This is a genomic window from Salinicola sp. CPA57 (genome assembly GCF_003206035.1).
Lineage (GTDB): Bacteria > Pseudomonadota > Gammaproteobacteria > Pseudomonadales > Halomonadaceae > Salinicola > Salinicola socius.
Genome location: NZ_PZJR01000003.1, coordinates 702,795 through 728,933, shown reverse-complemented (window position 1 = coordinate 728,933; position 26,139 = coordinate 702,795). Strand labels below are relative to the sequence as shown.

Annotated in this window: 22 protein-coding genes; 14 read left to right on the top strand and 8 right to left on the bottom strand. The window is 62.6% G+C overall.

The window, feature by feature from the left end:
- Positions 1–62 precede the first annotated feature (62 nt).
- Both DOM36_RS05610 and DOM36_RS05605 read left to right on the top strand, forming a co-directional pair.
- Positions 63–1,802, top strand: a complete 1,740-nt coding sequence (locus DOM36_RS05610) for a VRR-NUC domain-containing protein (protein WP_110641747.1) — start codon at positions 63–65, stop codon at positions 1,800–1,802.
- Positions 1,799–4,135, top strand: coding sequence for an ATP-dependent DNA helicase (locus tag DOM36_RS05605; RefSeq protein WP_110641745.1), 2,337 nt, complete (start codon positions 1,799–1,801; stop codon positions 4,133–4,135). Before DOM36_RS05610 ends, DOM36_RS05605 begins: the two co-directional genes overlap by 4 nt.
- 366 nt (positions 4,136–4,501) lie before the next feature.
- On the opposite strand, the gene DOM36_RS05600 is transcribed toward DOM36_RS05605, so the two are convergent.
- Positions 4,502–6,157 (bottom strand): dihydroxyacetone kinase subunit DhaK, encoded by a 1,656-nt coding sequence (locus DOM36_RS05600; RefSeq protein WP_110641743.1) that lies wholly within the window; start codon positions 6,155–6,157, stop codon positions 4,502–4,504.
- A gap of 40 nt (positions 6,158–6,197) precedes the next feature.
- Positions 6,198–7,496 carry an NAD(P)/FAD-dependent oxidoreductase gene (locus DOM36_RS05595; RefSeq protein WP_075571124.1) on the bottom strand — a complete coding sequence of 433 codons (1,299 nt, stop codon included), beginning with the start codon at positions 7,494–7,496 and terminating at the stop codon, positions 6,198–6,200.
- Between the two features lie 325 nt (positions 7,497–7,821).
- Between DOM36_RS05595 and DOM36_RS05590 the strand changes: the two genes are divergently transcribed.
- Positions 7,822–8,487: a phosphoglycolate phosphatase gene (locus tag DOM36_RS05590; protein ID WP_110641741.1), complete on the top strand. Its 666-nt coding sequence runs from the start codon at positions 7,822–7,824 to the stop codon at positions 8,485–8,487.
- 222 nt (positions 8,488–8,709) lie between these two features.
- Positions 8,710–10,206 carry an anthranilate synthase component I gene (gene trpE, locus DOM36_RS05585; protein ID WP_075571158.1) on the top strand — a complete coding sequence of 499 codons (1,497 nt, stop codon included), beginning with the start codon at positions 8,710–8,712 and terminating at the stop codon, positions 10,204–10,206.
- Positions 10,207–10,404: 198 nt separating this feature from the next.
- Here trpE and DOM36_RS05575 read toward each other — a convergent pair whose 3' ends face one another.
- Positions 10,405–10,611: a hypothetical protein gene (locus DOM36_RS05575; protein WP_075571126.1), complete on the bottom strand. Its 207-nt coding sequence runs from the start codon at positions 10,609–10,611 to the stop codon at positions 10,405–10,407.
- A 281-nt stretch (positions 10,612–10,892) separates the two neighbouring features.
- Positions 10,893–11,810 carry an ornithine carbamoyltransferase gene (gene argF, locus DOM36_RS05570; RefSeq protein WP_075571127.1) on the bottom strand — a complete coding sequence of 306 codons (918 nt, stop codon included), beginning with the start codon at positions 11,808–11,810 and terminating at the stop codon, positions 10,893–10,895.
- A gap of 410 nt (positions 11,811–12,220) precedes the next feature.
- On the opposite strand from argF, the gene grxD reads away from it, so the two are divergent.
- Complete coding sequence (gene grxD / locus DOM36_RS05565) at positions 12,221–12,565, top strand: Grx4 family monothiol glutaredoxin (RefSeq protein ID WP_075571128.1); 345 nt, start codon at positions 12,221–12,223, stop codon at positions 12,563–12,565.
- A 98-nt stretch (positions 12,566–12,663) separates the two neighbouring features.
- Here grxD and rnt read toward each other — a convergent pair whose 3' ends face one another.
- Positions 12,664–13,329, bottom strand: coding sequence for a ribonuclease T (gene rnt / locus DOM36_RS05560; protein ID WP_075571129.1), 666 nt, complete (start codon positions 13,327–13,329; stop codon positions 12,664–12,666).
- Positions 13,330–13,522: 193 nt separating this feature from the next.
- Between rnt and DOM36_RS05555 the strand changes: the two genes are divergently transcribed.
- From DOM36_RS05555 to DOM36_RS05540, 4 genes are all read left to right on the top strand, one after another.
- Positions 13,523–14,743, top strand: a complete 1,221-nt coding sequence (locus DOM36_RS05555) for an argininosuccinate synthase (protein ID WP_075571130.1) — start codon at positions 13,523–13,525, stop codon at positions 14,741–14,743.
- 69 nt (positions 14,744–14,812) lie between these two features.
- Positions 14,813–15,133, top strand: a complete 321-nt coding sequence (locus tag DOM36_RS05550; RefSeq protein ID WP_075571131.1) for an HlyU family transcriptional regulator — start codon at positions 14,813–14,815, stop codon at positions 15,131–15,133.
- Positions 15,134–15,300: 167 nt separating this feature from the next.
- The gene (locus DOM36_RS05545) at positions 15,301–15,963 is read left to right on the top strand and encodes a glutathione S-transferase (RefSeq protein WP_075571132.1); all 663 of its coding nucleotides are present in this window, start codon (positions 15,301–15,303) and stop codon (positions 15,961–15,963) included.
- A 113-nt stretch (positions 15,964–16,076) separates the two neighbouring features.
- The gene (locus DOM36_RS05540; RefSeq protein WP_075571133.1) at positions 16,077–16,604 is read left to right on the top strand and encodes a DUF1161 domain-containing protein; all 528 of its coding nucleotides are present in this window, start codon (positions 16,077–16,079) and stop codon (positions 16,602–16,604) included.
- 27 nt (positions 16,605–16,631) lie between these two features.
- Here DOM36_RS05540 and nth read toward each other — a convergent pair whose 3' ends face one another.
- The 3 genes from nth to metG all read right to left on the bottom strand — a co-directional run bounded on the left by nth (position 16,632) and on the right by metG (position 20,571).
- On the bottom strand, positions 16,632–17,270 hold the full coding sequence (gene nth, locus DOM36_RS05535) for an endonuclease III (protein WP_075571134.1): 639 nt from the start codon (positions 17,268–17,270) through the stop codon (positions 16,632–16,634).
- Entirely contained in the window at positions 17,267–18,301 is a 1,035-nt protein-coding gene (locus tag DOM36_RS05530; protein ID WP_110641734.1) for an RnfABCDGE type electron transport complex subunit B, read from the bottom strand. The genes nth and DOM36_RS05530 overlap by 4 nt, the downstream gene beginning before the upstream one ends.
- 209 nt (positions 18,302–18,510) lie before the next feature.
- Positions 18,511–20,571: a methionine--tRNA ligase gene (gene metG, locus DOM36_RS05525; protein WP_110641732.1), complete on the bottom strand. Its 2,061-nt coding sequence runs from the start codon at positions 20,569–20,571 to the stop codon at positions 18,511–18,513.
- Between the two features lie 216 nt (positions 20,572–20,787).
- Between metG and DOM36_RS05520 the strand changes: the two genes are divergently transcribed.
- From DOM36_RS05520 to DOM36_RS05500, 5 genes are all read left to right on the top strand, one after another.
- On the top strand, positions 20,788–21,213 hold the full coding sequence (locus tag DOM36_RS05520) for a hypothetical protein (protein WP_232823734.1): 426 nt from the start codon (positions 20,788–20,790) through the stop codon (positions 21,211–21,213).
- A gap of 75 nt (positions 21,214–21,288) precedes the next feature.
- The gene (locus tag DOM36_RS05515; RefSeq protein WP_110641730.1) at positions 21,289–22,218 is read left to right on the top strand and encodes an AEC family transporter; all 930 of its coding nucleotides are present in this window, start codon (positions 21,289–21,291) and stop codon (positions 22,216–22,218) included.
- Between the two features lie 41 nt (positions 22,219–22,259).
- The gene (locus DOM36_RS05510) at positions 22,260–24,647 is read left to right on the top strand and encodes a DNA polymerase II (protein ID WP_198651199.1); all 2,388 of its coding nucleotides are present in this window, start codon (positions 22,260–22,262) and stop codon (positions 24,645–24,647) included.
- Positions 24,648–24,815: 168 nt separating this feature from the next.
- Positions 24,816–25,085 (top strand): hypothetical protein, encoded by a 270-nt coding sequence (locus DOM36_RS05505; protein ID WP_075571160.1) that lies wholly within the window; start codon positions 24,816–24,818, stop codon positions 25,083–25,085.
- 251 nt (positions 25,086–25,336) lie between these two features.
- The gene (locus DOM36_RS05500) at positions 25,337–26,065 is read left to right on the top strand and encodes a glutathione S-transferase (protein ID WP_110641938.1); all 729 of its coding nucleotides are present in this window, start codon (positions 25,337–25,339) and stop codon (positions 26,063–26,065) included.
- Positions 26,066–26,139: the final 74 nt, after the last annotated feature.

Genomic DNA, 26,139 nt, shown 5'->3' with positions numbered 1-26,139 from the left:
TCGAACGTTCATGCAGGGTCTGTATACTTACCCAGTGTTTTGAGTCCGACGCTGGGGACCCCATGGCGCTGCCGACGCTCGAAGATCCGCTTTACTATCTCGCCAACTTCCGCCGCGTGCTCGACTGGTTGACGTCGCGCTACGCGGATCTGCTGAGCGCCGAGGAATCGGCGTTCATCGCCGCTTTCGAGCGCTTGCCTCAAGCCTCTCAGGCGCTGCTGGTGCGGATGGTCATGCGCAAGGGCGCCGATTTTCGCGCCAGTCGCCTGGTCTATGCCGAGATCGGCGACAGCCATCAGGTGGCGGGCCCACTGCTCGAGGCCGGTTGGATCGAGGAGCACGCGCCGCTGACGCTGGAAACCCTGTTCACGCTGGTGACTCGAGCGGAAATCGCGACCGACATGGGTCCGTGGCTCGGGGAGCTAGGTATCGGCAAGAGTGCCGGCAAGCGTGTCTGGCTTTCGGCTTTGCAGGCGCAGTCGCCGGATCCTCGTCCGCTGGCCGAGTGGCTGCCGACCCTGGAAGAGCGTCACTATCGTTTGAACGTCGACGCCATGTGCGAACGCTTCCGACTGATGTTTTTCGGCAACCTGCGTCAGCACTGGTCGGAATTCGTACTGGCGGAACTCGGCGTCTATCGCTTCGAGGCCGTCGAGCTGGATGCCGCCTCGCGAGCGTTCTCCCGGCGTGAGGAACTGGAGGCCTATCATCATCTTCATCGCTGTCGCGAGCGGTTCGACGCCGACGAGCCGATGGAGTCGCTGCTGCCGGATATCCCGCGTATCGCGTTCGACAACAACTGGCTTGAGCGTCGGCGAGGCCGGCTGATCTACAAGCTGGCCTATCGTCTCGAGCGCCAGGGCGAGCTCGGTCAGGCTTTGGCGCTCTACCGAGACTGCTCGGCGCCGGAAGCTCGGCTCCGTCAGATTCGCGTGCTCGAAGCCCAGCAGGAATTGAGCGATGCGCTGACACTGGCCGAGCAGGCCGAGAAAGCGCCTGTCAGTGCCGCTGAGAGTCAGGCGCTGGAACGCGCGCTGCCGCGGCTGCGGCGCAAACTGGGCGTGGTTTCAGCCAGACGCACGAAAGCACCGGAACCCCCACGTCTCGATCTGATATTGCCTCGGGCATCCAGCGTCGAGCTGGCGGTGGCCCGCCATCTCTCCCGCGACGAGGCGCCGGTCTGCTATGTGGAGAACGTGCTCGTCAACGGCCTGTTCGGACTGCTCTGCTGGGAGGCGATCTTCGCGCCACTGCCCGGGGCATTCTTCCACCCGTTTCATAGCGGGCCGACCGATCTGTTCGAGGTGGACTTTCAGGCCCGCCGTCGCGAGCTGATCGATGGCTGCCTGGAGACGCTCGAGCAGGGCGACTACGCGGAGATCATTCGCCGCCGCTATCACGACAAACACGGCATCCAGTCACCGTTCGTGTTCTGGGAAGCGCTCGACGAGCGCGTGCTGGAGCTGGCCCTGCAGTGCATTCCCGCCAGTCATCTTCGTCTCTGGTTCGAGCGTCTGCTCGGCGATATCCGCGCCAATCGCGCCGGAATGCCTGACCTGATCCAGTTCTGGCCGGGCGTTGCCGATGACTCGTCGGACGCCCGCGCGAGCGAGTCGCCGACGTATCGCATGATCGAGGTCAAAGGCCCCGGCGATCGCCTGCAGGACAATCAGAAACGCTGGCTCCAGTTTTGTGCCCGTCACGATATGCCGGTCAGCGTCTGCTACGTCACCTGGGAGGCCGGAAACGGCGAGACGACAGCCGCGAACGACGGCGAGAGCATGACGGGAGTGCTTTCTTGAGCTACCGGATCGCCGTGCGCGCCCTGTGCGACTTCGCGGCCAAGCGCGGCGATCTCGATCTGCGCTTCACGCCGTCGCCCTCGGCACAGGAGGGCATTGCCGGCCATCAACTGGTCGGGGAACGACGCGGCGAACGCTACGAACGTGAAGTCGCCCTGCGCGGTAGCTATCGTCATCTGGAGGTTCGCGGGCGCGCCGACGGCTACGATCCCGTCGCCAATCGGTTGGAGGAGATCAAGACGCATCGTGGCGATCTCTCCCGCCAGCCGGCCAACCAGCGGGCGCTGCACTGGGCGCAGGCCAAGGTCTACGGTCATCTGCTCTGCGTCGAGCGGGGCCTGGATCAACTGACGGTGGCGCTGATCTATTTCGATATCGTCAGCCAGCGCGAAACCCCATTGAGCGAGTCCTGTTCGGCGGATGAACTGCGAGAGGTGTTCGAGACACTCTGTCAGGCGTTTCTGGCCTGGGCGCAGCAGGAACTGGCCCACCGGCGGCGGCGTGATCGCGCGTTGCAGGCGCTGCGATTCCCGTTCGCCGGATTCCGCGACGGTCAGCGGCCGCTGGCAGAAACGGTCTACAAGTCGATTCACACCCGCCGCTGGCTGATGCTGCAGGCGCCCACCGGTATCGGCAAGACGCTGGGTACGCTGTTCCCCATGCTCAAGGCGATGCCGGGCGAGCCGCTGGACAAGATCTTCTTTCTGACGGCGCGCAACACCGGCCAGCGCCTGGCTCTCGATGCATTGCGTTCGTTAGGTGCCGAACGCCAACGGCTCGAGGGGGCCGGCCCGGACGAGCTCGGGTGCGACGATATCGATATTGATAGCGCAGCCGAAGCGGTGCCCCTGCGCGTACTGACGCTGACTTCCCGCGCCAAGGCCTGCGAGCATCCGGACAAGGCCTGTCACGGTGACTCCTGCCCGCTGGCCGCCGGTTTCTACGATCGGCTGCCCGCGGCGCGCGTGGCGGCGGTCGAGCGCGGCTGGCTGGATCGGGCCGGCTTGAGAGAGATCGCGCTCGGTCACCAAGTCTGCCCCTACTATCTGGGTCAGGAGATGGCGCGCTGGGCCGACGTCGTCATCGGCGACGTCAACTACTGGTTCGATTTCCACGCCATGCTCTACGCCCTGAGTCAGCAGCAGCAGTGGCAGGTCGGTCTGCTCGTCGACGAGGCGCACAATCTGGTCGAGCGGGGGCGGGGCATGTATAGCGCCACGCTGGATCATGCCGCCTTCCGGCGGCTGAAGCCGACGCTGCCGGCGCCGCTCAGGAGGCCGCTGTCGCGAGTGGCGTCCGTCTGGCAAGCGCTGGCAGAGGAAAGTGACGTCGAGTATCGCGTGCTCGAGACGCTGCCCTGCAAGTTGATCAATGCACTGCAACAGGCCGTCTCGCAGATCGTCGAGTACCAGAGCGAGCAGCCGATCGCGCTGGATAGCGAGCTGCAACGGTTCGCGTTCGACGCCCAGCACTTCTGTCGCGTCGCCGATGTGTTCGGCGATCATTCGATCTGCGACGTGACGCGGCAGTCCGCACGGGGCCGGCAGCGCAATGCCGGCGCTCGGGTGACGTTACGCAACGTGGTGCCGGCGCCGTTCCTGGCGCCGCGTTTTGCCGCTGCCCATGGCGGCGCCCTGTTTTCCGCGACCCTGGCTCCCGAAGCCTACTATCGTGACCTGCTGGGCGTACCCGAAGGTGCCCCCTGGGTGTCGCTGGCATCGCCGTTTCGAGACTCGCAGCTCGAGGTGCAAATCGCCGCGCGGCTATCGACTCGTTATGCTGACCGGGAGGCGTCGCTGACGCCGCTGGCGGATCGCATCGCCGAACAGTTCCAGGCACGGCGCGGTAATTACCTGGCGTTTTTTTCGAGCTTCGCCTATCTGGAGCAGGTCGCCGATCGGCTGGCCGAACGTCATCCCCAAATTCCGCTCTGGCGGCAAGCCTCGCACATGGACGATGACGCCCGCGAGGCGTTTCTGGGGCGGTTCGAGACGAGCGGGGAAGGCGTGGGATTCGCGGTGCTGGGCGGGATTTTCGGCGAGGGCATCGATCTGCCGGGCGATCGCTTGATCGGGGCGTTCGTGGCGACGCTGGGACTACCCCAGGTCAACCCGGTCAACGAGCAGATGCGCGCACGGCTGCAGGCGCTCTACGGTCATGGCTACGACTATGCCTACTTCTTTCCCGGCATGCAGAAGGTAGTGCAGGCCGCTGGTCGCGTGATCCGCTCTGGCACGGATGAAGGGGTGATTCATCTGCTCGACGACCGGTTTGCGAAGCGCGAATCGCAGGCATTGCTGCCGGCGTGGTGGCCTAAGCCGATCACGGATTAGGTGTGAAAAAGGGTAGAGGAGCTGAAGGGCTGCTTCTCCCTTTGGCAAAGTGCCACATCCCAGCTTTTTCAGCTTACGACTGTTCGAGCATCGACGACCGTTCCGCTCGTGGTTACGAGGGGGCTTAACGCTCGCCCCCTCGCGCTCCCCCTCTTGATTGACGCCGCTGGTCCGCGAAACCCTGAAAGACGATGGCCTGCGCTTCGGGTCGGCGCGCAAGGACATCCCTGTCCGGGCGCGCCTCTTGTGACATCCATGTCACAAGACCCGGCTTGTCCCTCGTCTTTCAGCGCGGCCCCGGAGGCGTCGAAGTGGCCGATTCAAGTGGACATGGCGTAGGTCTTTTCGGTAGCGCTGTCCTACGATCTACGAGACCGAATGGCTTAGTGCCTCGAACACTCTTGCCACGGCTTCAGCGCCGGGATCGACGACGCCTTTGAGGGCGCTCTCCGGCACGTAGGCAGAGCGCCCGGCGTTGGCGTGGGTCAGCGCGGCAGTGGCCTGGGCGCCATCGCGAGCGGCCTGCGCGGCCTGGATGAGCGATTCGCCCCGCTGCAGCGATTCGATGGCGGGGATCAGGGCGTCGAGCATGGTGCGGTCGCCGAGTCTGGCGCCACCGTAGGCCTGCATCTTTTCGACGCCCTCGGCCAGCGCTTTGGCGAGTTCGCCGCGACGATCCAGCGACGCGCCAGCAGCGGTCATCAGGATCGACAGCAGCACGCCGCTGGAGCCACCCATGTCCCGCGAGAGCAGTTGGCCGATGCCGGCAAACAGCTGCGGCAGCGCGGCTGTATTCAGCCGTCCGGCCTGCAGTGCCCTGGCGATCGCGTCGGCGCCGCTCTGCATGCTGGCGCCAGCGTCGCCATCGCCGCTCCTGGCGTCCAGTGCGTCGAGTTCCTTACGCGACTGGCGCAGGGCGTCGATGATCCGTTCGAGGGCGGCGGAAGTGCTGGCGTCCTGCGGGGCATTCTCGACCAGCGCTTCATGATCCTGATGGGTATCCGGCAAAAAATGCGCAGGGGTCTGGATGGCACGCAATCCGGGCCAGCCGGGAGCGCTCGTCGGCGCCGCTAGCGCGATGACGATGTCATCTTCCGCTGGCAGCAGCGTGAGCGAGAAACCGTGCATATCCAGCGAGGTCATCAGCGGCGCCGGGCCAATCAAGTGCGCTACCTGATCGATGCCAAGTTGACGCAGCAGGCTGGCAGCGAGTACGCCCATCTCCTGGGTGGAGCAGCTGCCGAGATCGTTGAGCATCGCGATCCAGGGCCCGTCGAGCTGGCGATCGGCAAGCGCGTTGCGCAACGGATCCAGAACCAGGGTCATGGCGTCGTCGGCGCTTTTCGGATCGACCTCTCGCGTGCCGGTCTCGTTGTGAATCCCTAGCCCCAGCTCCGGGGCGCGCGCGGCGGCGTCCTGACCTGGCTGCGCCGCGGCGCTCAGCGCCATGCCCAGCGATGCCATTTGGCGGCACAGCGCTCCAGCGCGTTCGCGGATGGTGTCGAGCGGCGTTTCCTGGCCGGCGAGATAACCGCTCAGCTTGTGCACCAGCAGGGTACCGGCGATGCCTCGGGGCTGCGGGGCGTGCTCGATGGCCACGTCGTCGGCGACGATGACCATCGCGACGTTCAACCCTTCACTCCTGGCGCGCTCGGCAGCGAGCCCGAAGTTGAGCCGGTCGCCGGTGTAGTTCTTGACCACCAGCAGGCAGCCGGCATCGCCACAGACTTCACGAATCGCGGCCAGCACGGCCTCGACGCTGGGCGATGCGAACAGACTCCCGGAGATTGCGCCGGTCAGCATGCCTTCGCCGATATATCCTGCGTGAGCGGGTTCGTGACCCGCGCCGCCGCCGGAGAGAACCGCGACCTGGCGCCGCCCTTGAGCGTGCTTGTCCCAGTCGCTGCGAACCAGAATGCGCAAGCCGCTATCCGGCTCGGCGACGCGCAGCGGGGCAGTCGCTGCCGAGGCATAGAGAATGTCGTCGACGACATCGCCGGGGGCATTGTAGAAACGATCCATGTTGTCTCTCCGCTGGTGTATCGAATTCGGGGTCAGCGCATCAGTGCAATTTCATTTTCGGGCGGATGTAGCGGTTGAGGCCATCGACGATGACGGTCATGCCGGTCTTGAAGATGCCGTGAATCGCCATCTGATGCATGCGATAGAGAGAAGCGTAGAACAACTTGGCAAGCCGGCCCTCGATGAACAGGCTGCGCGCCGACGCGCCGCGCATGAGGCTACCGACCGCCTCGAAATGGGCCAGCGAGATCAACGAGCCCCGATCCCGGTAGACGAAGGGCTTGAGCGGTTTGCCGTCCATCGCCGCGCGCAGATTGTGATAGCAGTGGGTCGCCTGTTGGTGGGCGGCCTGAGCGCGCGGGGGAACGCGCTTGTCGTCGGGCTGAGGGCAGGAGGCGCAGTCGCCGAAGGAGAAGATCCGCTCGTCGTCCAGACTCTGCAGCGTCTGGCTGACCTTGATCTGGTGATTGCGCTCGGTGGCGAGACCCAGGTTCGACAGGAATTCGGGCGCGCGGATGCCGGCGGCCCAGACGCTGAGATCCGTTTCCAGCGGCTCGCCATCGGCGGTGATGAAGCCGTTGGCGTTGGCCTCGGTGACTCGAGTATCGACGTGAATCTTGACCCCGAGACGTTCGAGTTCGCCATGAACGGCGCGGCTGATCCGCTCGGGCAGCGCCGGCAGAATGCGTGGCGCCGCCTCGATCAGGTGAACCTCGAGCTTGCCGCTATCCATCGCGGTGAAGCCGTAGCTGTGCAGCATGCGCGATGCGCCGAAGAGTTCGGCTGCCAGCTCGACACCGGTGGCGCCCGCACCGACCAGTCCCACGGTCAGCTTGGGATGCGTCCTGCGCTCGGGGTCGCTGTAGCGCAGGAAGGTATTGAGCATGTTGCGGCGAAAGCTCTCCGCCTGCTGCGGGCTGTCGATGAAGTGGCAGTGCCTGGCAACGCCGGGGGTACCGAAGTCGTTGGAGACGCTGCCCACCGACAGGACCAGATAGTCATATTCGAGCTGGCGGGCCGGCAGCACGACCACGTCTTCGTGATCGTGAATCGCCTCTAGCGTGAGGGTCCGGTTGTCGCGATCGATGGCACTCAGCGTGCCGCGCTGGAAGCGATAGCCGTGACTCTTCGAGTGGCCCTGGTAGGAAACTTCATCGAGTCCGGAGTCGAGCGTGCCGGTCGCGATCTCGTGCAGCAGCGGTTTCCAGATGTGGGTCGGATTGCGATCTACGAGGACGATATCGGCACGCCGGGACTTGCCGAGCTTGCGACCCAGACGGGTCGCAAGCTCGAGTCCACCCGCACCGCCACCGACCACGACGATACGTGGTGTGGTCATGGGAAGCTCCAGACGGAAAATCGGAAAGGAAAGAAACCAGAACATTCGAGGAAAACGAGCATTGTCGAATCGGGAAGTCGCGTTGAATGTCCGCAAAGCCGGTAACCGGCGAAAAGTAGGCACAGCAAGAGCCGAGTGATGACGATATCGGACTGTGAGACTGCGCATTCACGGAAAACGGCACCCGTCGATTCGACGAAAGATAGGCCAAAGGATACGCCGATCAGTGCCGCTTGGCATCCGTGGGTTGCGTAAACTTACGCCGTCTTGGGTAAGCTGGTGCCCGCACGCCTATCTTCCGGCCCGTTCTCACAAGGGAGCTCTCATGCATCCGCTGCTTCACGATATTCGCCTGGTGGCATTCGACCTCGACGGAACGCTGATCGACTCCGTCCCTGATCTGGCTGCGGCAGTGGATGGCATGCTCGTCGAGCAGGGCCTCGAGCCGGTGGGCGAGGCCAGGGTTCGCGATTGGGTCGGCAATGGTTCCCGCAAGCTGGTGGAGCGCGCGCTGGCCAGTGTCGTGGGCGAGGCGCCAGATGCGTCACTGATCGAAGCGAGTCACGATCACTTTCTGCGCCATTATCACGCGGCGCCCTGCGAGCAGACCCGCGTGTATCCCGGCGTGCGGGGGGCGCTGGATGCCCTCGAGGCGGAGGGATTCATCGTCACCCTGATCACCAACAAGCCGGCGGCGTTCATCGACCCGATTCTCGAAGCGCTGGATTTGCGCCGCTATTTTCGTACCACGCTGGGTGGGGATTCGCTGCCGCAGCAAAAGCCGCATCCGGCGCCGTTACTGCATCTGGCGACGCAGTACGGGGTCGATCCCGCGCAGTGTCTGATGGTGGGGGATTCGCGCCATGACGTGGAGGCGGGGAGGCGCGCGGGCTTTCGCACGCTGGCGGTGTCCTACGGGTACAATCACGGCGAACCGGTGGTCTCCAGCCGCCCGGATGGCGTAGTTGAATCGCTCCGGGAACTCGTTTAGGGTTTCCGAATCGGCGCCACGGCAGATGTGGCGCCGGTTTTGTGTACCTTCCCGGTGTTTTCCCGTTCCTCCTTCGACCGAGCTTTGACATGCGACCGGATACCCAACGTCTTTTCAGCCCCAGCGCGTCGATTCGCCACGTCACGTGTTGGCGATGGTGACTGTCAGCCGATTCCCTCGATTGCCGATTGCTGATTTTCACTGCTGGAGCCCGGTCCCATGATGACCCCTGATCGCTTTGCCGAGCTGGCACAAGCCGGCTACAACCGTATTCCGGTCACCCGAGAGGTGCTGGCCGATCTGGATACGCCGCTTTCCACCTATCTCAAACTGGCCGACGCGCCCTGGACCTTTCTGCTCGAGTCGGTGCAGGGCGGAGAGAAGTGGGGCCGTTACTCGATCATCGGTCTGCCCAGCCGGGAGCGCATCGAGGTTCGTGGCTTTACCGTTCGACATATCGTCGACGGAGAACAGCACGGCGCCAGCGAGGTCGAGGATCCGTTGGCGTGGATCGAGCGGTTCCAGTCACGTTTCAAGGTGCCCCAGCTCGACGATCAGCCGCGCTTCGATGGCGGCCTGGTCGGTTATTTCGGCTACGACACCATCCGCTACATAGAGCCCAAGCTGCGTACCGCGCTCGCTGCCGAAAAGCCCGACCCCATCGGGGTGCCGGATATTCTGCTGATGGTGTGCGACGATCTGGTCGTCTTCGATAATCTCTCGGGTCGTCTTCAGCTGTGGACGCATGCCGACCCGGAGACGCCTCACGCCTACGCCAACGCCATCGAGCGTCTCGAGACGCTGGAGCTGAAGCTCCGCAGTGCCACTTTCAACACGCTGAGCCCGGGAACGGGGCGTGCGGACGTGGCCGAGGACGATTTTCATGCCAGCTTCAGCGAGCAGGGTTACAAGGACGCGGTCGCCAGGATCAAGGAGTACGTGCTGGCGGGCGATGTAATGCAGTGCGTGCCGTCCCAGCGCATGTCTATCCCTTACCAGGCGCCGCCGCTGGATCTCTACCGTGCGCTGCGCAGTCTCAACCCGTCTCCCTACATGTTTTTCCTGAATCTCGACGATCATCATGTGATCGGTTCCTCGCCGGAAATTCTGACCCGGCTGGAAGACGGCGAAGTGACCGTGCGCCCCATTGCGGGCACGCGGCCGCGCGGCGCCACGCCGGAGCAGGACAAGGCACTGGAAGAGGAGCTGCTGGCCGATCCCAAGGAGATTGCCGAGCACCTGATGCTGATCGATCTGGGGCGCAACGATATCGGCCGCATCAGCCAGGTCGGAACCGTCGAATTGACCGACAGGATGGCGATCGAGCGCTATTCTCACGTCATGCACATCGTGTCCAACGTCACCGGCAAGCTCAGCGAGGGCATGTCGGCGATGGACGTGCTGCGGGCGACCTTCCCGGCGGGTACGCTCTCGGGCGCGCCCAAGATCCGGGCGATGGAGATCATCGACGAACTCGAACCGGTCAAGCGCGGCATCTATTCCGGCGCGGTCGGGTATCTTTCCTGGCACGGTAACATGGACATGGCGATCGCCATTCGTACCGCCGTACTGAAGGATGGCGAGCTGCATGTACAGGCCGGAGGCGGGATCGTGGCCGACTCCGACCCCGACGACGAATGGAACGAGACGCTCAACAAGCGTCGTGCGCTGTTTCGCGCCGTGGCGATGGCCGAGAAGGGGCTTGATAACCTCGAGTGACGGCTGCCAGCGCGGGCTCGACCCTGGGTCCGCGTTCTTCGGTCGAGCGCAGTCATCGATCCGGGTGGCTGGCGCTCGAGGCGGGCCATGTCGACAACATGGCGGCTGTCGCAAATGCTCGAAGCCTATCGCAAGTGCTCGAAGCCTATCGCAACTACCGGACGCCTATTGCGAGTACCTGACGTCCATCGCGAGTCCCTAACGTTCTCGGTGCGAGACGTCGATGCGGAGATCGTAATCCTGTGCTCCCAGCATCCAGGTGACGTTGAGCACCTTGATCGGAAACCCATCCAGCATGATGTCCTCTTCCGGGCGCGGGGCGACCGGCAATGTCATGACACCGTTGCTGTCGCAGTAGGGATGGCCGATCGGGGCACCATCCTGAAATAAAACCACTCGAATCATTCTGCTCTCCTTCCGTGGGTCCAAAACCTGTTTCTTCCAGAAACGCCGGGATCCAGAAATACGGTATCCAGAGAAGACCTCGCTTCGATGTCACCAGTATTGGTCAGGGAGCGCGATGTCTCCAGTGCCGATGACGCTAAAGGCTCTGCCATTTAACATCCTGCAAACAACGAGAAGCGGGAAACGCGACAGGAAAATGAAGCAGGGGATTCGGTTCCGTCGGAACGCGCGGCAGGAGACGCCGCGCGCCAGTGCGCGCGGCGGGGGCGACATAGAAGCTCTCAGTCGACCTGGCCGAGCAGCAGAAACTCGATCAGCGCCTTCTGAGCATGCAGCCGGTTGCCCGCTTCCTGCCACACGACCGCTCGCGGGTCGTCGAGTAGCGTGGTGCTGATCTCCTCTCCGCGGTGCGCCGGCAGGCAGTGCAGGAAGAGGGCATCTTGAGCGGCCTGATCCAACAGGGCTTCGGTGACCTGGAACCCGGCGAAGTCCCGTTCGCGCTTGGCCTGCTCTTCTTCCTGCCCCATCGAAGCCCAGACGTCCGTGGTTATCAGGTCGGCGCCGCGAACGGCGTCGCTCGGGGCGCGGACGATGACGGCATGCTCGCCGGCGGCATCGAGAATGTCCTGACGCGGCTCGTAACCCTCCGGGCAGCAGATCCTCAACTGGAAATCGAACCGACGTGCAGCGTTGATCCAGGAGTGGCACATGTTGTTGCCGTCACCGATCCAGACCGCCGTCTTGCCTTTCACCGGCCCGCGGCACTCGGTCCAGGTCATGACATCGGCCAGTAGCTGACACGGGTGATAGTCGTCGGTGAGCGCGTTGATTACCGGCACCGAGCTGGCGGCGGCGAACGCCTCGAGCCCCGCATGGGAAAAGGTCCGGATCATGACCGCATCGACCATTTCGGAGAGCACGCGAGCGGTGTCGCCAATCGGCTCGCCCCGGCCGAGCTGGGTATCACGCGATGACAGGAACAGTGCATGCCCGCCGAACTGTGCCATGGCGGTTTCGAACGAGACGCGAGTCCGGGTCGATGACTTCTCGAAGATCATCGCCAGGGTGCGATTGCTGAACGGCGTGTAGACCGGGCCGTCGGCCTTCAGGCGATTCTTGATCGTGATCCCGCGCTGGATCAGGTAGGCCAGCTCGTCGGCGGAGAGATCCAGCAGGGTCAGAAAATGGCGTGCGCTCATGGGCGGCTTCCTGTCGTGGCTTGACGTTGAGACATTGGCTACAAGGCATGCGGCAATATCCAGGCGCGCCGCACGGCGAATTCGAGATCGTCGGCCGCAATCGCGGGCTACCCACGCGGTCGACTCGGGAAAAACGAAAAAAGCGCCGCGTCCCAAGCGCCGGCAAGGGCGTTTGGCGAGACGGCGCCGGGATCGGCCGGTCATGCGTTTGCTGCGGTGGTGGCCGATCCGTGCGAAAGCCAATCATCCTAACCAGCCCCCGCGGGCGGCGCAATGGCCCGGCCGGAGCTTCAAAGGGTAGCGGGGGTGTTTTCAGACGATGTCATCAGTAGAATGGGAATACGGTCATTCACACTCGCGTACACGCGAAGAGTCGGCATCGACCTTCTCTTCCCGCTATAGGACGTCTCATGAGCGATACCATCGAAGCGATCAAGCAGCAGATCAGTGACAACGCGATTCTGCTTTACATGAAGGGGTCGCCCCAGTTGCCGCAGTGCGGCTTCTCGGCCCAGGCGGTTCAGGCGCTGATGGCCTGCGGCGAGAAGTTCGCGTTCGTCAATATTCTGGATAACCCGGATATTCGTACCGAGCTGCCGAAGTACGCCAGCTGGCCGACGTTCCCTCAGCTGTGGATCGATGGTGAACTGGTCGGCGGTTGCGACATCATCGTCGAGATGTATCAGAACGGCGAGCTGGAGCCGATGGTCAAGGCGGCTGCGGCCAAATCGGCCGAGGCTTCCAGCGACAGCTGAGTCATCCTTTCGAGCCTCGTCTCCGAGACGCCCCGTCATCGCACGGGGCGTCTTTCGTTTCGAGGTTCAGTCGTTTCGAGATTCAGCCGTTTCGGAATTCAGATCTCGTCGAGCCCTTGTTCCTTCATGGCCAGATTCCAGCCGCCGAGATCCTTGAAGCGGTTGATGATGGCGCAGAAGAGTTCTGCGGTGCGTTCGGTGTCGTAGCTCGCCGAATGCGCCGAGGAGCTGTCGAAATCGATACCGGCAGCCTGACAGGCGCGCGCCAATACGGTCTGGCCATAGGCCAGTGCCGACAGCGTGGCGGTGTCGAAGCTCGAGAATGGATGGAAGGGGTTGCGCTTGATGTTGCAGCGGTTGATGGCGGCGTTCAGGAAGCCTTGGTCGAACGAGGCGTTGTGGCCTACCAGAATCGCTCGCGTACAGTCGTGGGACTTGATGGTCTTGCGAATCGGCTTGAAGATGCCATCCAGGGCTTCTCTCTCGCTCACCGCAATTTCCTTGCGGAAGGCGCTGGAAAGATCGATGCCGGTGAAATCCAGGGCGGACCGTTCGACATTGGCGCCCTCGAATGGCTCGACGTGAAAGGCGATCGTATCGAGGGGCAGCAGATTGCCTTGCGCGTCCATCGTCAACGGCACGGCAGCAATTTCCAGTAGTGCATCCGTGGCGGAATTGAATCCACCGGTCTCGATATCTACCACCACCGGGAGATACCCGCGAAAACGCTGCGCCATCAGCTCCTTCGTGCTGGCGTCCGACATGCGATGACTCCCATTCCCTTGATGTGGTAGTGATGATGAAATCGCGTAGAGTCTAGCAGTTCAGGTCATTGGCGTCCCTTGGCTTGGTGTTCGCCGCGGCTTCGGGACGCTATAATCCACGATTTGCCCGGTCACTGATCGCTGCATCCCGCAAACCTCGCCCATCAATTCCATATTGCTAAGGAGCTGTCGCATGTCCGATGTCAAAAAGGTCGTCCTCGCTTATTCCGGCGGCCTTGACACTTCCGTGATCGTGAAGTGGCTGCAGGAGACCTACGCTTGTGAAGTGGTCACCTTCACCGCCGATATCGGTCAAGGGGAAGAGGTCGAGCCGGCCCGAACCAAGGCGCAGGCGCTCGGGGTCAAGGAGATCTACATCGAGGACTTGCGGGAAGAGTTCGTCCGCGATTACGTCTACCCGATGTTCCGCGCCAATACGATCTACGAAGGCGAGTATCTGCTCGGCACCTCGATTGCGCGACCGCTGATCGCCAAGCGTCTGATCGAGATCGCCAACGAGACCGGTGCCGATGCGATTTCCCACGGTGCCACCGGCAAGGGCAACGACCAGGTGCGCTTCGAGCTGGGCGCCTACGCGTTGAAGCCGGGCGTCAAGGTCATCGCCCCGTGGCGCGAATGGGATCTCAACTCGCGCGAGAAGCTGATGGCCTATTGCGAAGACAACGACATCCCGGTCGATTTCTCCAAGAGCAAGAAGAAGTCGCCGTACTCGATGGACGCCAACCTGCTGCACATCTCCTATGAGGGCGGCATCCTCGAGGATCCGTGGGCCGAGGCGGAAGAGGAGATGTGGCGCTGGAGCGTTTCGCCGGAAGCGGCGCCGGACCAGCCCACCTATATCGAGCTGACGTACGAGAAAGGCGACGTCGTGGCGATCGACGGCGAATCGCTCAAGCCGCACGAAGTGCTGGCCAAGCTCAACAAGCTGGGCGGCGACAATGGTATCGGCCGTCTGGACATCGTCGAGAACCGTTACGTCGGGATGAAATCCCGTGGCTGTTACGAGACCCCCGGCGGCACCATCCTGCTGCGCGCGCACCGGGCGATCGAGTCATTGACGCTCGATCGCGAGGCGGCGCATCTCAAGGACGAGCTGATGCCCAAGTACGCCAAGGTCATCTACAACGGCTACTGGTGGAGTCCGGAGCGTCGCATGTTGCAGGCGGCGATCGATGAAACCCAGGAATTCGTCAATGGTGTGGTTCGCATGAAGCTCTACAAGGGCAATGCCATCGTGGTCGGTCGTCAGTCCGAGCAGTCGCTGTTCGACGAGTCGATCGCGACGTTCGAAGATGACGCCGGCGCCTACGATCAGAAGGATGCCGAAGGCTTCATCAAGCTCAACGCGCTGCGTCTGCGGATCGCGGCAGGCAAAGGTCGTTCCGCCAGCTGAAATGGCTCGGCGCTCCGGCCCCATCAATGATGCCGATGCAGTCGTCGGTATGCGTATCGGGAGCAACGTATGTTGAAGAAACTGTTCTCCAGCCTGCTGGGTGGCGGTTCGGAGCCCAAGTCGGCGAGCGGGAAGTCGACGTCCGCACCGGCGCGGGAGCCGGTCGAGTACAAGGGCTTCCTGATCGTACCCGAGCCGCAGGATGCCGGCGGTCAGTACCGGGTCAGCGGCTGGATTCGCAAGCCGGTCGAAGGTGGCGAAACGCTGGAGCGCCGGTTCGAGCGCTCCGATGTCGTCCCTGGCGAAGATGCCTGTGTCGAGTTGACGGTCGCCAAGAGCCAGCGTTACATCGATGATATCGGCGACGAGATGTTCGAGCAGGAGCATTGATGATGTCCGACTGATCCTGCCGACGGCGCCATTACGGCGCCGTTTTTGCGATTGGCGGCTTTACCGATAACTTCCTATGGTTAAGTCAGCTCGTTCCAGTCCATCCGGCAATTTGACAAGCCCCTGGATTCTCGAAGCATTCGAACTACCGGCAGGGAAGGCCGCCCATGATTACCGTGCATCATCTCGAAAACTCCCGTTCGCAACGTATTCTCTGGTTGCTTGAAGAGCTGGGGGCCGAGTACCGGATTCGAACGTACCGTCGTGACCCCGGAACGCTATTGGCGCCACCCGAATTGAAGAAGGTGCATCCATTGGGCAAGTCGCCGGTGATCACCGACGACGCCTACACGGTGGCCGAGTCCGGGGCGATCGTCGAATATCTCGTCGCCCGCTACGATGGCGATGCGCTGGTGCCGGAAGCGGGCACACCCGAACGTCTGCGCTATATCCACTGGCTTCACTACGCAGAAGGTTCGGCCATGCCGTTGCTGGTGATGAAGCTGGTGTTCTCGAAGCTGGGTAAGCCACCGGTGCCCGCGATCATCCGTCCGATCGGGAAGTTGCTCGCCGCCGGGGTCCGTCAGAAATTCCTCGATCCGCAGCTCCGTCTGCATCTCGACTACTGGGAAAGCGAGCTTGAACACTATGCCTGGTTTGCCGGAAACGATTTCAGCGCCGCCGACATCCAGATGAGCTTTCCGCTTCTGGCCGCAGAAAGTCGTACCGATTTATCCAATTATCCTAATATTAAGAGGGTGCTCGAGGAGATGCGCGAGCGGCCCGCCTATCAGCGAGCGATCGAGAAAGGAGGGGAATTTCGACTGTGAGATGTTTCGATAGCGGAGCTGTCGAGACGGGTCACGCGTGGCTGGGTATCACTCGTGTGCGAGTTGGCGAACGACATGCCAGTCTCGCGCGGCAAATGGGTCGAGGAGTTTCTATGCGTGCCTTTATCGGAAAGACCGCCGTCATGGTCGGATTGTTGAGCGGTGCCGCACTGGGATCGTCACTGGCGTGGGCGCAGGGCCAGGCGGAGCAATCGCCTTTCGATCAGCAGCCGGAAACCCGGCTGGCTTGTGAGCGCCTGAAAGCGCAGATCGACCAGACCATCCGTGACAATGGGGCGCGACACTTTCTGCTCGAGATCGTCGATAACGCTCAGGTGGAAGATGATGTCGTCCGAGAGGGCGAAAGCTTTGCCGGGGCCGAGGTGGTTGGCAGTTGTGATGGTGGCACGCGTAAGGTGGTCTATCGTCGCGACGGAGCCACGGAAATGAGTTCCGCTTCCCCGCAGGAAACCTCGTCGGGAGCCGATCCCGCAGGCGTTCAGGGCGATGCCGAGGGTGGCGACGGCAGTCGTTTGCCGGAAACCGCCCCCGTCGCACCGGAATCCAGTGGCGAAGATGCCTTGCCCACACCGGAGTCGGAAAATCTGGACGCTGGGCAGGAGCCGGAATCCAGCCCCTGATCTTGGGGTTCGATTGTCAACCGTTCGTCAGGCGATATCGATCTTGTCCGGATACTCGCACAGGTCCTCGATCACGCAGCTCCCGCAACGAGGCTTGCGTGCCAGGCAGGTGTAGCGGCCATGGAGAATCAGCCAGTGATGGGCGTCCTTGAGGTACGCCCTTGGCACATGACGCATCAACTTGTTCTCGACTTCGACCACGTTCTTGCCCGGGGCGAGTCGAGTGCGGTTGGACACACGAAAAATGTGCGTATCCACTGCCATGGTCAGCTCGCCGAACGCCGTGTTCAGAATCACGTTGGCGGTCTTGCGGCCGACGCCGGGTAGCGCTTCCAGCGCTTCCCTCGTTCGCGGGATGTCGCCATGGTAGCGCTGGTCGAGAATTTGGCAGGTCTTCATCAGATTCTCGGCCTTGGTGTTATACAGGCCGATGGTCTTGATGTGCGCTTTCAAGCCGTCGATGCCGAGATCGATGATCGCCCGGGGCGTATTGGCCACCGGGAACAGCCTGGCCGTCGCCTTGTTGACGCCCACGTCCGTTGCCTGTGCCGACAACAGCACCGCAGCCAATAACTCGAAGGGCGTCGTCCAGTTCAACTCCGTGGTTGGGTTGGGGTTATGGGCCTTGAGACGGGCAAAAATCCGTTCACGTTTGGTCGCGTTCATGAGGTCGTTCCGTCATCGTCGCCGCTGCTATCGGCGGACAGATTGGCCGTGGACTGGCCGGCCTCGATTCGATTGGCCGGAGTCTCGTTGGCAAGGGTGATGAGCCGCTCCGCCGCGCGTATCTTGTCTCGCGCCCGGTCGACATCTTCCTGATTGCCCTGACGCTGAAAGTGAGCGAGTTCCTGACGTGCCTTGCGCACGGCCTGCTCTGCCGCTGCCACGGCAATATGCTGGTGATCGCGAGTCGGGCCGTCATCGGGCGATGCCGACGCCAGCTGGCGCTCCACGGTATCGAGCTGGCCGTCGAACCCGGCCAGGCGCTCGAGCAGTGCGGCGCGCGACGCCTCGTCGGCTTTATCCAACTGGCGTTGCACGCGTTTCCGACGTGCCGTCAGGGTCGCCCTCTGCGCTTTGAGGGCCGTGACATCGATTTCGGCGGACGGCCCGCACGTTTCCGTGGGTGGCGCGACAGGCGAACGCGCCGCGGCGGCGCGTCGCTCCCGCTTGCGGCGCTTCTCTTCGGCCTTGCGGGCCAGACGCGCGTTGCGTGCGGTGTAGCGTCGGCGGCCGTTGTCGGCACGCCAATCGAGATATCGCTGCTGCTCGGCGTCGTTTCGGGCAGCGGCCCACCGGGGATGCTCGACGAGATCAATGCAGTCGACCGGGCAGGGCGCCACGCAGAGTTCACAACCGGTGCACTCGGATTCGATCACCGTGTGCATCTGCTTCGCGGCACCGAGTATGGCATCCACCGGGCAGGCCTGAATGCACTTGGTACAGCCGATGCATTCGGCTTCGCGAATCACCGCCAGAAGCGGTGTCTGGGGCGGCTCGATCAGTTCGAGCGGTGGTTGGCCGGTGAGCGTTGCCAGTCGATCACGAGTCGTCTCACCACCGGGCGGGCAGCGGTTGATCGCCTCTCCCTCGACGATCGCCTCCGCGTAGGGGCGACAGCCGTCATGCCCGCACTTGCCGCATTGAGTCTGCGGCAATTCGGCATCGATGCGTTCAACGGTAATGGCGACTGTCATGAGATTTCCGAAAGCGGGACGAACGACCGCCCCCTGGCAGGGACAGCGCGGCATTATAGTCTTTTGCCACGGACGCTTCGAGATTCAGACCTGCAATCCGGCCCAGGCAAAACGCGCGACCGGAGCCGCGCGTTCGTAGAGTCTGACGCCGCCGGCCAAGCTCTGTCTGAAGAATCGGCGAGCGCAGGCATTTTTCAGACAGAGCGTAATCAGGTGACTCGCTGGCCGGGCTTGGCGCCGCTGTCCGGCGACATCAGATAGATTCCGCCTTCATCGCCCGCAGCCAGCACCATGCCTTCCGAGACACCGAAGCGCATCTTGCGCGGCGCCAGGTTGGCGACCATCACCGTGAGCCGGCCTTCCAGCGCTTCCGGCGCATAGGCCTTGCGGATCCCGGAGAACACGGTGCGCGTTTCGCCACCCACATCCAGCGTCAGTTTGAGCAGCTTGTTGGAGCCTTCGACATACTCGGCTTTCTCGATCTTCGCGATCCGCAGGTCGACCTTGATGAAATCGTCGAACGCGATCTCGTCGCTGATCGGTTCGATGGCGGAGACGCTGTCCGCCTCGGCATCGGATGGGGCCTTCCCGGTCAATTTCTTCTCCTCTGCGAGCACTTCCCTGGAGGCGTCGATCATGGCATCGATCTTGTCGCTTTCGACGCGAGTCATCAGCGGCTTGAACTTGCCGATGACGTGGCCTTCCAGCACGTGCTGGCGACTTTCCCAGTCGAGGCTGTCGATCTGCAGGAACAACCGCGCCTGCTCGGCCATCGCCGGCACGACCGGCTGCAGGTAGACCATCAAGGTCCGGAAAAGATTGAGGCCCACCGAGCAGATATCGATCACTTCCTGTTCGCGGCCCTCTTCCTTGGCCAGCACCCAGGGGGCTTTATCGGCGATATAGGTATTGGCTTCGTCGGCCAGCTCCATCACCTTGCGCATGGCGCGGCCGAACTCGCGCGCCTCGAAGTCGGCGGCGATCTCGTCACCGGCGTAGATGAATCGGGCGACCAGCTCCGGCTCGGCGCAGGTCGAGGAGAGCCGGCCGTCGGCGAGTTTCTTGATGAAGCCGGCGCAGCGGCTGGCGATATTGACTACCTTGCCGACCAGATCCGAATTCACCCGAGCCGTGAAGTCCGCGAGATTGAGATCGAGATCGTCGACGCCGGAGGTCAGCTTGGCGGCGAAGTAGTAGCGCAGGTACTCCGGGTTGAGATACTCGGCGTAGGTCTGCGCCTTGATGAAGGTGCCGCGAGACTTGGACATCTTGGCGCCGTTGACGGTCACGAAACCGTGGCAGTTGACGCCGGTCGGCGTGCGCATGCCGGCACCTTCGAGCATGGCCGGCCAGAACAGCGCATGGAAGTAGACGATGTCCTTGCCGATGAAGTGATAGACCTCGGCGCGGGAATCCGCCTTCCAGTAGCTGTCGAAATCGAGTCCTTCGCGATCGCACAGATTCTGGAAACTGGCGAGATAGCCGATCGGCGCGTCCAGCCAGACGTAGAAATACTTGCCCGGCGCATCGGGGATCTCGAAGCCGAAGTAGGGCGCATCGCGGGAGATGTCCCATTCGTTGAGACCCGCCTCGAACCACTCCTGCAGCTTGTTGGCGATCTGCGGCTGCACGCGACCGGAGCGCGTCCACTGTTTCAGGAAGTCTTCAAAATCCGGCAACTTGAAGAAGTAGTGGGTCGAAGTCCTTACTTCCGGCGTGGCGCCGCTGATCGCCGAGACCGGATTGATCAGCTCTGCCGGCGTGTAGGTTCCGCCGCACACTTCGCAGTTGTCGCCGTACTGGTCTTCGCTGTGACACTTGGGACAGGTGCCCTTGATGAAGCGGTCGGCCAGGAAAAGCCCTTTGACCGGATCGTACATCTGCTCGATATCGCGGGTGCTGATGTGACCGGCATCGCGCAGCGCGGTATAGATGCGCTCGCTGTGGACGCGGTTCTCTTCCGAGTGGGTCGAGTGGTAGTTGTCGAAGGCGACGCCGAACCGGGCAAAATCCGCCTGGTGCTCTTCACTGACCTTGGCAATCAGCTGCTCGGAGGTAATGCCTTCCTGCTCGGCGCGCAGCATGATCGCGGTGCCGTGGGCGTCGTCGGCGCAGACGTAGTGGCACTGGTGGCCGCGGCTCTTCTGGAAGCGCACCCAGATATCGGTCTGGATATATTCCAGCAGGTGGCCCAGATGGATCGAGCCGTTGGCATAGGGCAGCGCGCTGGTAACGAGGATCTGGCGCGAAAGCGAGGCGTTGTTCGACATGGCGACTGGAACATTCCCGTAACGAAACCCGAGGCGGCGCGGTATCGAAGGCCCCACGGGATGGATAGGCTGAAAACTTGGTCGACGATTGTAGCACTGATGGCAGTGACTTTGCGCCGGAAAGGGCGCGCTGCCATGAACCCGACGGCCCGGCAGGGAGGCCTGGTCGCGAGTGTTCTATGCTTCTGATGTCGGTTCATTCACTTTCCGAGACTGGTGACTTCCATCGCTTCTCATCGTCGTGTCTGGCGCATTGCAGGCCTCTCTCTCGTCTTCATCTGGTTCGCGGTGGGTGGTATCGGCCACTTCGTGATGCTGGATGCATTTGTCTCGATTATTCCACCGGGTTTGCCCTGGCCCGAGGCGGCGGTGCTGATCAGCGGCTTCTTCGAGCTGCTGGGTGCCGTGGGTATCTTGCTGCCGCGCTATCGGTCGCTGGCGGGGTGGGGATTGGTTGCGCTGACGATCTGCGTGACGCCGGCCAATGTCTACATGTGGCTGCACCCTGAACTATTTCCCATGGTGCCGGAGTGGCTGCTGTCGTGGCGCTTGCCGTTTCAGGGATTTCTGCTGTTCTGCATCATCGCCTCGACACAGCCTCGTCGTCTTGCCAGGCCGGACGGATCTCGCCAACCAGAGTGAAAGCCAGCTCGCGCCGGTTTCGGGTGTTACAGTTAGCGGCCAAACCACTATAGTCCGCCGCGTCAGGAGCCCGGGATGGCTGATATCGACCTCTCACAGTCACTGTGGATGCTGCTCATTTTCGTGGCTCTGGGCTGGGTGGCCGGGCGGCTCTTGAAAGTCGACCCGCGACCGATCGCGACCCTGCTCGTCTACATCATTTCGCCGCTGACCTTCTTTCACGGCCTGACCCAGGGGCAGCCCAGCCCCGACAAGCTCGTCCTGACGGGCAGTGTATGGCTGCTGGCAGCGTTTTTGTGCGTGATCGTCAATGTCGTCGCCGCACGCTTTTTTGCCGATCAGGAGCGGGCGTTACTGTCCTTTTCGGCGGGAACCGGCAATACCGGTTATTTCGGCTTTCCGATCGCGCTGGTACTGCTGCCGCCGGAGGGCGTCACGCTCTATCTCTTCTGCATGCTGGGCATCTCGCTCTACGAATTCACGGTCGGCTTCTACGTCAGTGCCCGCGGACGTTTTTCGGTCAGGGAGAGCTTCGTCAGACTGGCGAAGCTGCCGCTGATCTACGCGTTCCTGGCCGGCATGCTGATCAGCGCACTCGATTGGCACGTTCCCGAGGTCGCCGCAGAGGGGCTCGACTACTTCAAGTACTGCTTCACCGTGCTGGGCATGATGATCATCGGCATGACGCTGGGGCGTGTCACGTGGCGGGCGTTCGACGGACGCTTCGTGGCTGCCTGTGTGCTGGTGCGCTTTGTCGTCTGGCCGCTGGCGACGCTGCTGATGGTGATTCTCCTGCGAGCGAGCGTGGGCATTTCGGATTCGCTGGTGCTGGCGTTTCTGCTGATCGGCGCGGTACCGATGGCCGCCAACGTGGTCGTCATTGCCATGGAGCTGGAGATTCGGCCCGAGAAGGGGGCCATCGCGGTTTTGATCACCACCCTGGCCGCGCCCTTGTTGATACCGATCTACCTCGGGTACGTACTGCCCTGGGTGCTCACTTTCTGAAACGAGCGGGATGAGTGTCCACTATCGTGCAAGAGACTTCCGTGGAAAGGAATTTCGTCGAAAGGCAGGGCTTCATCTTGACCCGTCACTGGCAGGACACGCCGGCCGGTACGGATGTCTCGCTGTGGCTGGCCACCGACGATGGGCCGCGGCTGGTGCACTTGCCGCCTCAGATTTCGGTGGCTTTCTTTCCGACAGATCAGCGCGAGGCCGTCGAGCGCCTGATCCGCGCCGAACGCGATGTCGAACTGCGTGAACTGGAGCTGAAGGACTTCGATCAGCGACCGGTGGCGGGGCTGTATTGTCGGCACCATCGTCAGCTGATGAATCTGGAACGGCGTCTCGGCGATGCCGGCATCGATGTGTTCGAGGCCGATGTGCGGCCGCCGGATCGCTACCTGATGGAGCGATTCATCACCGCCCCGGTCAGGGTCACCGGCCGTGAGGGAGAAGACGGGGCGATCCTGGACGCCCAGCTGAAGCCGGCGCCGGATTACCGCCCGGCGCTGAAGCTCTGCTCGCTGGATATCGAAACCAGCGAGCGCGGCGAGCTCTATTCGATTGGCCTGCACGGCTGCGGTCAGCGGGTCGTCTACATGCTCGGTCCACCAAAAGGTGAAGCAAGCGAAGCGGATCGCCAGCGCGATTTCGAGCTGGTCTACTGCGCGACGCGCGCCGATCTGTTGCATGCGCTCAACGCCTGGTTCGTGCGCTTCGATCCCGATGCGATCATCGGCTGGAGCGTGATCCAGTTCGACCTGCGCCAGTTGCAGCGTCACGCCGAACGTTTGAACGTGCCGCTGCTGCTGGGGCGTGGCGGAGCGCCGATAGAGTGGCGCGCCCATGGCAACCAGCCCAATCACCATTTCGTCACTATCCCCGGGCGACTGGCGATCGATGGTATCGAGGCGCTACGGTCTGCGACCTGGAGCTTCCCGTCGTTCAGTCTCGAAAACGTGGCGCAGACCCTGCTCGGCGAGGGCAAGGCGATCGACAATCCTTACCAGCGGATGGCCGACATCAACCGCATGTTCGGCGAAGACAAGCCGGCGCTGGCGCGCTACAACCTCAAGGATTGCGAGCTGGTCACGCGGATTTTCGAACATACCCGGATCATGGACTTCCTGCTCGAGCGGGCGAGCGTGACGGGCTTGGCCGCGGATCGTAGCGGCGGCTCGGTCGCGGCGTTTTCGCATCTCTATCTGCCGCGCATGCATCGGCTGGGGTTCGTCGCGCCGACACTGGGGGCCCGTGACGGCGAGGACAGTCCCGGTGGCTACGTCATGGACGCTTGCCCCGGGCTCTACGACTCGGTACTGGTGCTCGATTTCAAGAGCCTGTATCCCTCGATCATCCGTACGTTTCTGATCGATCCGGTCGGGTTGATCGAAGGTCTGCGCACGCCGAATGAGGCCCAGTCTGTGCCCGGCTTCCTGGGCGCACGGTTTTCGCGTTCGAGCCACGCCTTGCCAGCGATCGTCGAACGGGTATGGAAAGGTCGCGAGGCGGCCAAGCGCGACGGCAATGCGCCGTTGGCCCAGGCGCTCAAGATCATCATGAATGCGTTCTACGGCGTGCTGGGTTCGCGTGGCTGCCGGTTCTTCGATCCGCGCCTGGCGTCGTCGATCACCATGCGTGGCCATGAAATCATGCGCCGGACACGGGAACTGATCGAAATCGAAGGTTATACCGTTATCTACGGTGATACCGACTCGACGTTCGTGTGGTTGGGCAGCGCGCATGATGCCGAAGCGGCCAATGCGATCGGCCAGCGACTGGTCGCGCTTGTCAACGAGTGGTGGCAGCGGCATCTGCGAGAGACTTTCGACCTGGAAAGCGCGCTGGAACTGCAGTTCGAGACGCATTTTACCCGCTTTCTGATGCCAACCATCCGGGGCACGGAAGAGGGCAGCAAGAAGCGTTACGCGGGAGTAGTGCGCGAGGCCGATGGCAGTGAACGGCTGATATTCAAAGGGCTGGAATCCGTGCGTGGCGACTGGTCGGCGTTGGCGAAGACATTCCAGCGCGAGCTCTACCGACGGATCTTCGCGGGGGAAGCCTATCGCGACTATGTGTGCGAGACCGTCCGGGAGACGCTGGCGGGATCGAACGACGACATGCTGGTCTACCGCAAACGGCTGCGTCGCAAGCTCGACGATTACCAGCGCAATGTACCGCCGCATGTCCGGGCCGCGCGGTTGGCTGACGATTTCAATCGTCGGATGAAACGGCCATTGCAATATCAGAACGGTGGCTGGATCCGCTATGTGATGACCGTTGCCGGCCCCGAGCCGCTGGAGAACCAGCGCTCGGCGATCGATTACCAGCACTACGTCAGCCGTCAACTGGCGCCTGTCGCCGATGGCATCCTGCCCTTCATGGGAGATGACTTCGCCAGTTTGACCGATCAACAGCTGGGGCTGTTCTGACGCCTGTCGAGGTCGTCAGGACGACGCGGCCGACCTGACGCGAAAAGGCGTTGACGCCACCATCGAAGCGGTGATATCTAGCCGCTGCCGGCAACCGTGCCGGCGCTGCGCCGGTTCGTCATCCACGCCCGTGGAGAGAGTCAGGCGCTTTTCGAGGACTTATTCACGATGGCATTGCGCCGTATGCTGATGGCGTCTGGTTTGGTCGTGGCGATGGCCGGCTGCGCCTCCAACACCTTTGCGCCCAATTATCAGTCGAACAATACCGATGTTCTCCGAATTGGCGGCGAGCGTCCGGACGCGGCCGCGCCGGCGGTAGAGAATCTCGGTTCGTTCTGCGTCCAGACCACCCAGCAGTGGAATGATCAGGGTAGAACGCCGGATGACCAGCGGTTGTGGGTGAAGAGCACGTTACGCCAGGCCGTGGCGTGTCGCTGAGTTAGCGATACGCTCGATTGCTCATTTGCCGTAACCGATCGAGGCAGTCGCGCCTCGATCACTCGACAGGCTCGAACTCAAGCGGTTCGGGCCTGTTTTTTTATCCTATGCTGAAGGACGAATTTCACCGCCGACTCGACTGCTACCGCGCCGGGTTGTTCCGTGGCGATCTCGGCGCCATGTCGCGATTCCGTACTTCAGCGGCGCTGGGGACATCCACCGATGAACCGCATCGCAAGGGGAGAGAAAAAATGACCTACGAACTCTACTACTGGCCCGGCATTCCCGGACGCGGCGAATTCGTTCGCCTGGCGTTGGAAGACGCGGGCGTGGACTATCGCGACGTGGGCAAGCAGTCCGCCGACAGCGGCGGTGGCGCGGGCGCCGTCAGCGAGTTCATTCACGGCCAGGCGGCAGGGCAGCCGCATTTTGCGCCGCCCGTGTTGAAGGCCGGTGAGTTGGTGATTTCTCACGTCGCCAACATTCTGCAGTTTCTCGGTCCCCGGCTCGGGCTGGTGCCGGATGACGAAGCCAGCCGACTCTGGACCCATGGATTGCAACTGACATTGACGGACTTCGTGGCCGAGATTCACGATACTCACCATCCGCTCGGCGCTTCGCTCTATTACGAAGATCAGCAGCAAGAGGCGAAGCGGCGTGGGGCGATCTTCGTGCAGGAGCGATTGCCCAAGTTTCTCCATTACTTCGAGCGGGTACTGTCGGTCAACGCCGGCAACGAGGCCTACCTGGTAGGCACGGCGCACAGCTACGTGGATCTCTCGCTGTTTCAGGTCGTCACCGGACTGCGCTATGCGTTTCCGCGTGCGATGGATCGGCTGGAACCCGAGCTGCCCGAGGTGACGGCGCTGGTCGATCGCGTCAGCCAGCGGCCCAGGCTCTCGGCCTATCTGACGTCGGATCGGCGGCTCGATTTCAACGACAGCGGGGTGTTCCGGCACTACCCCGAACTTGACACCTGACGATCTGGAGCCGGCACATGACAGCGCCGATTAGCGTGCTAAAGTAGACAGTCAGCCGGACACGTCAACAAGGA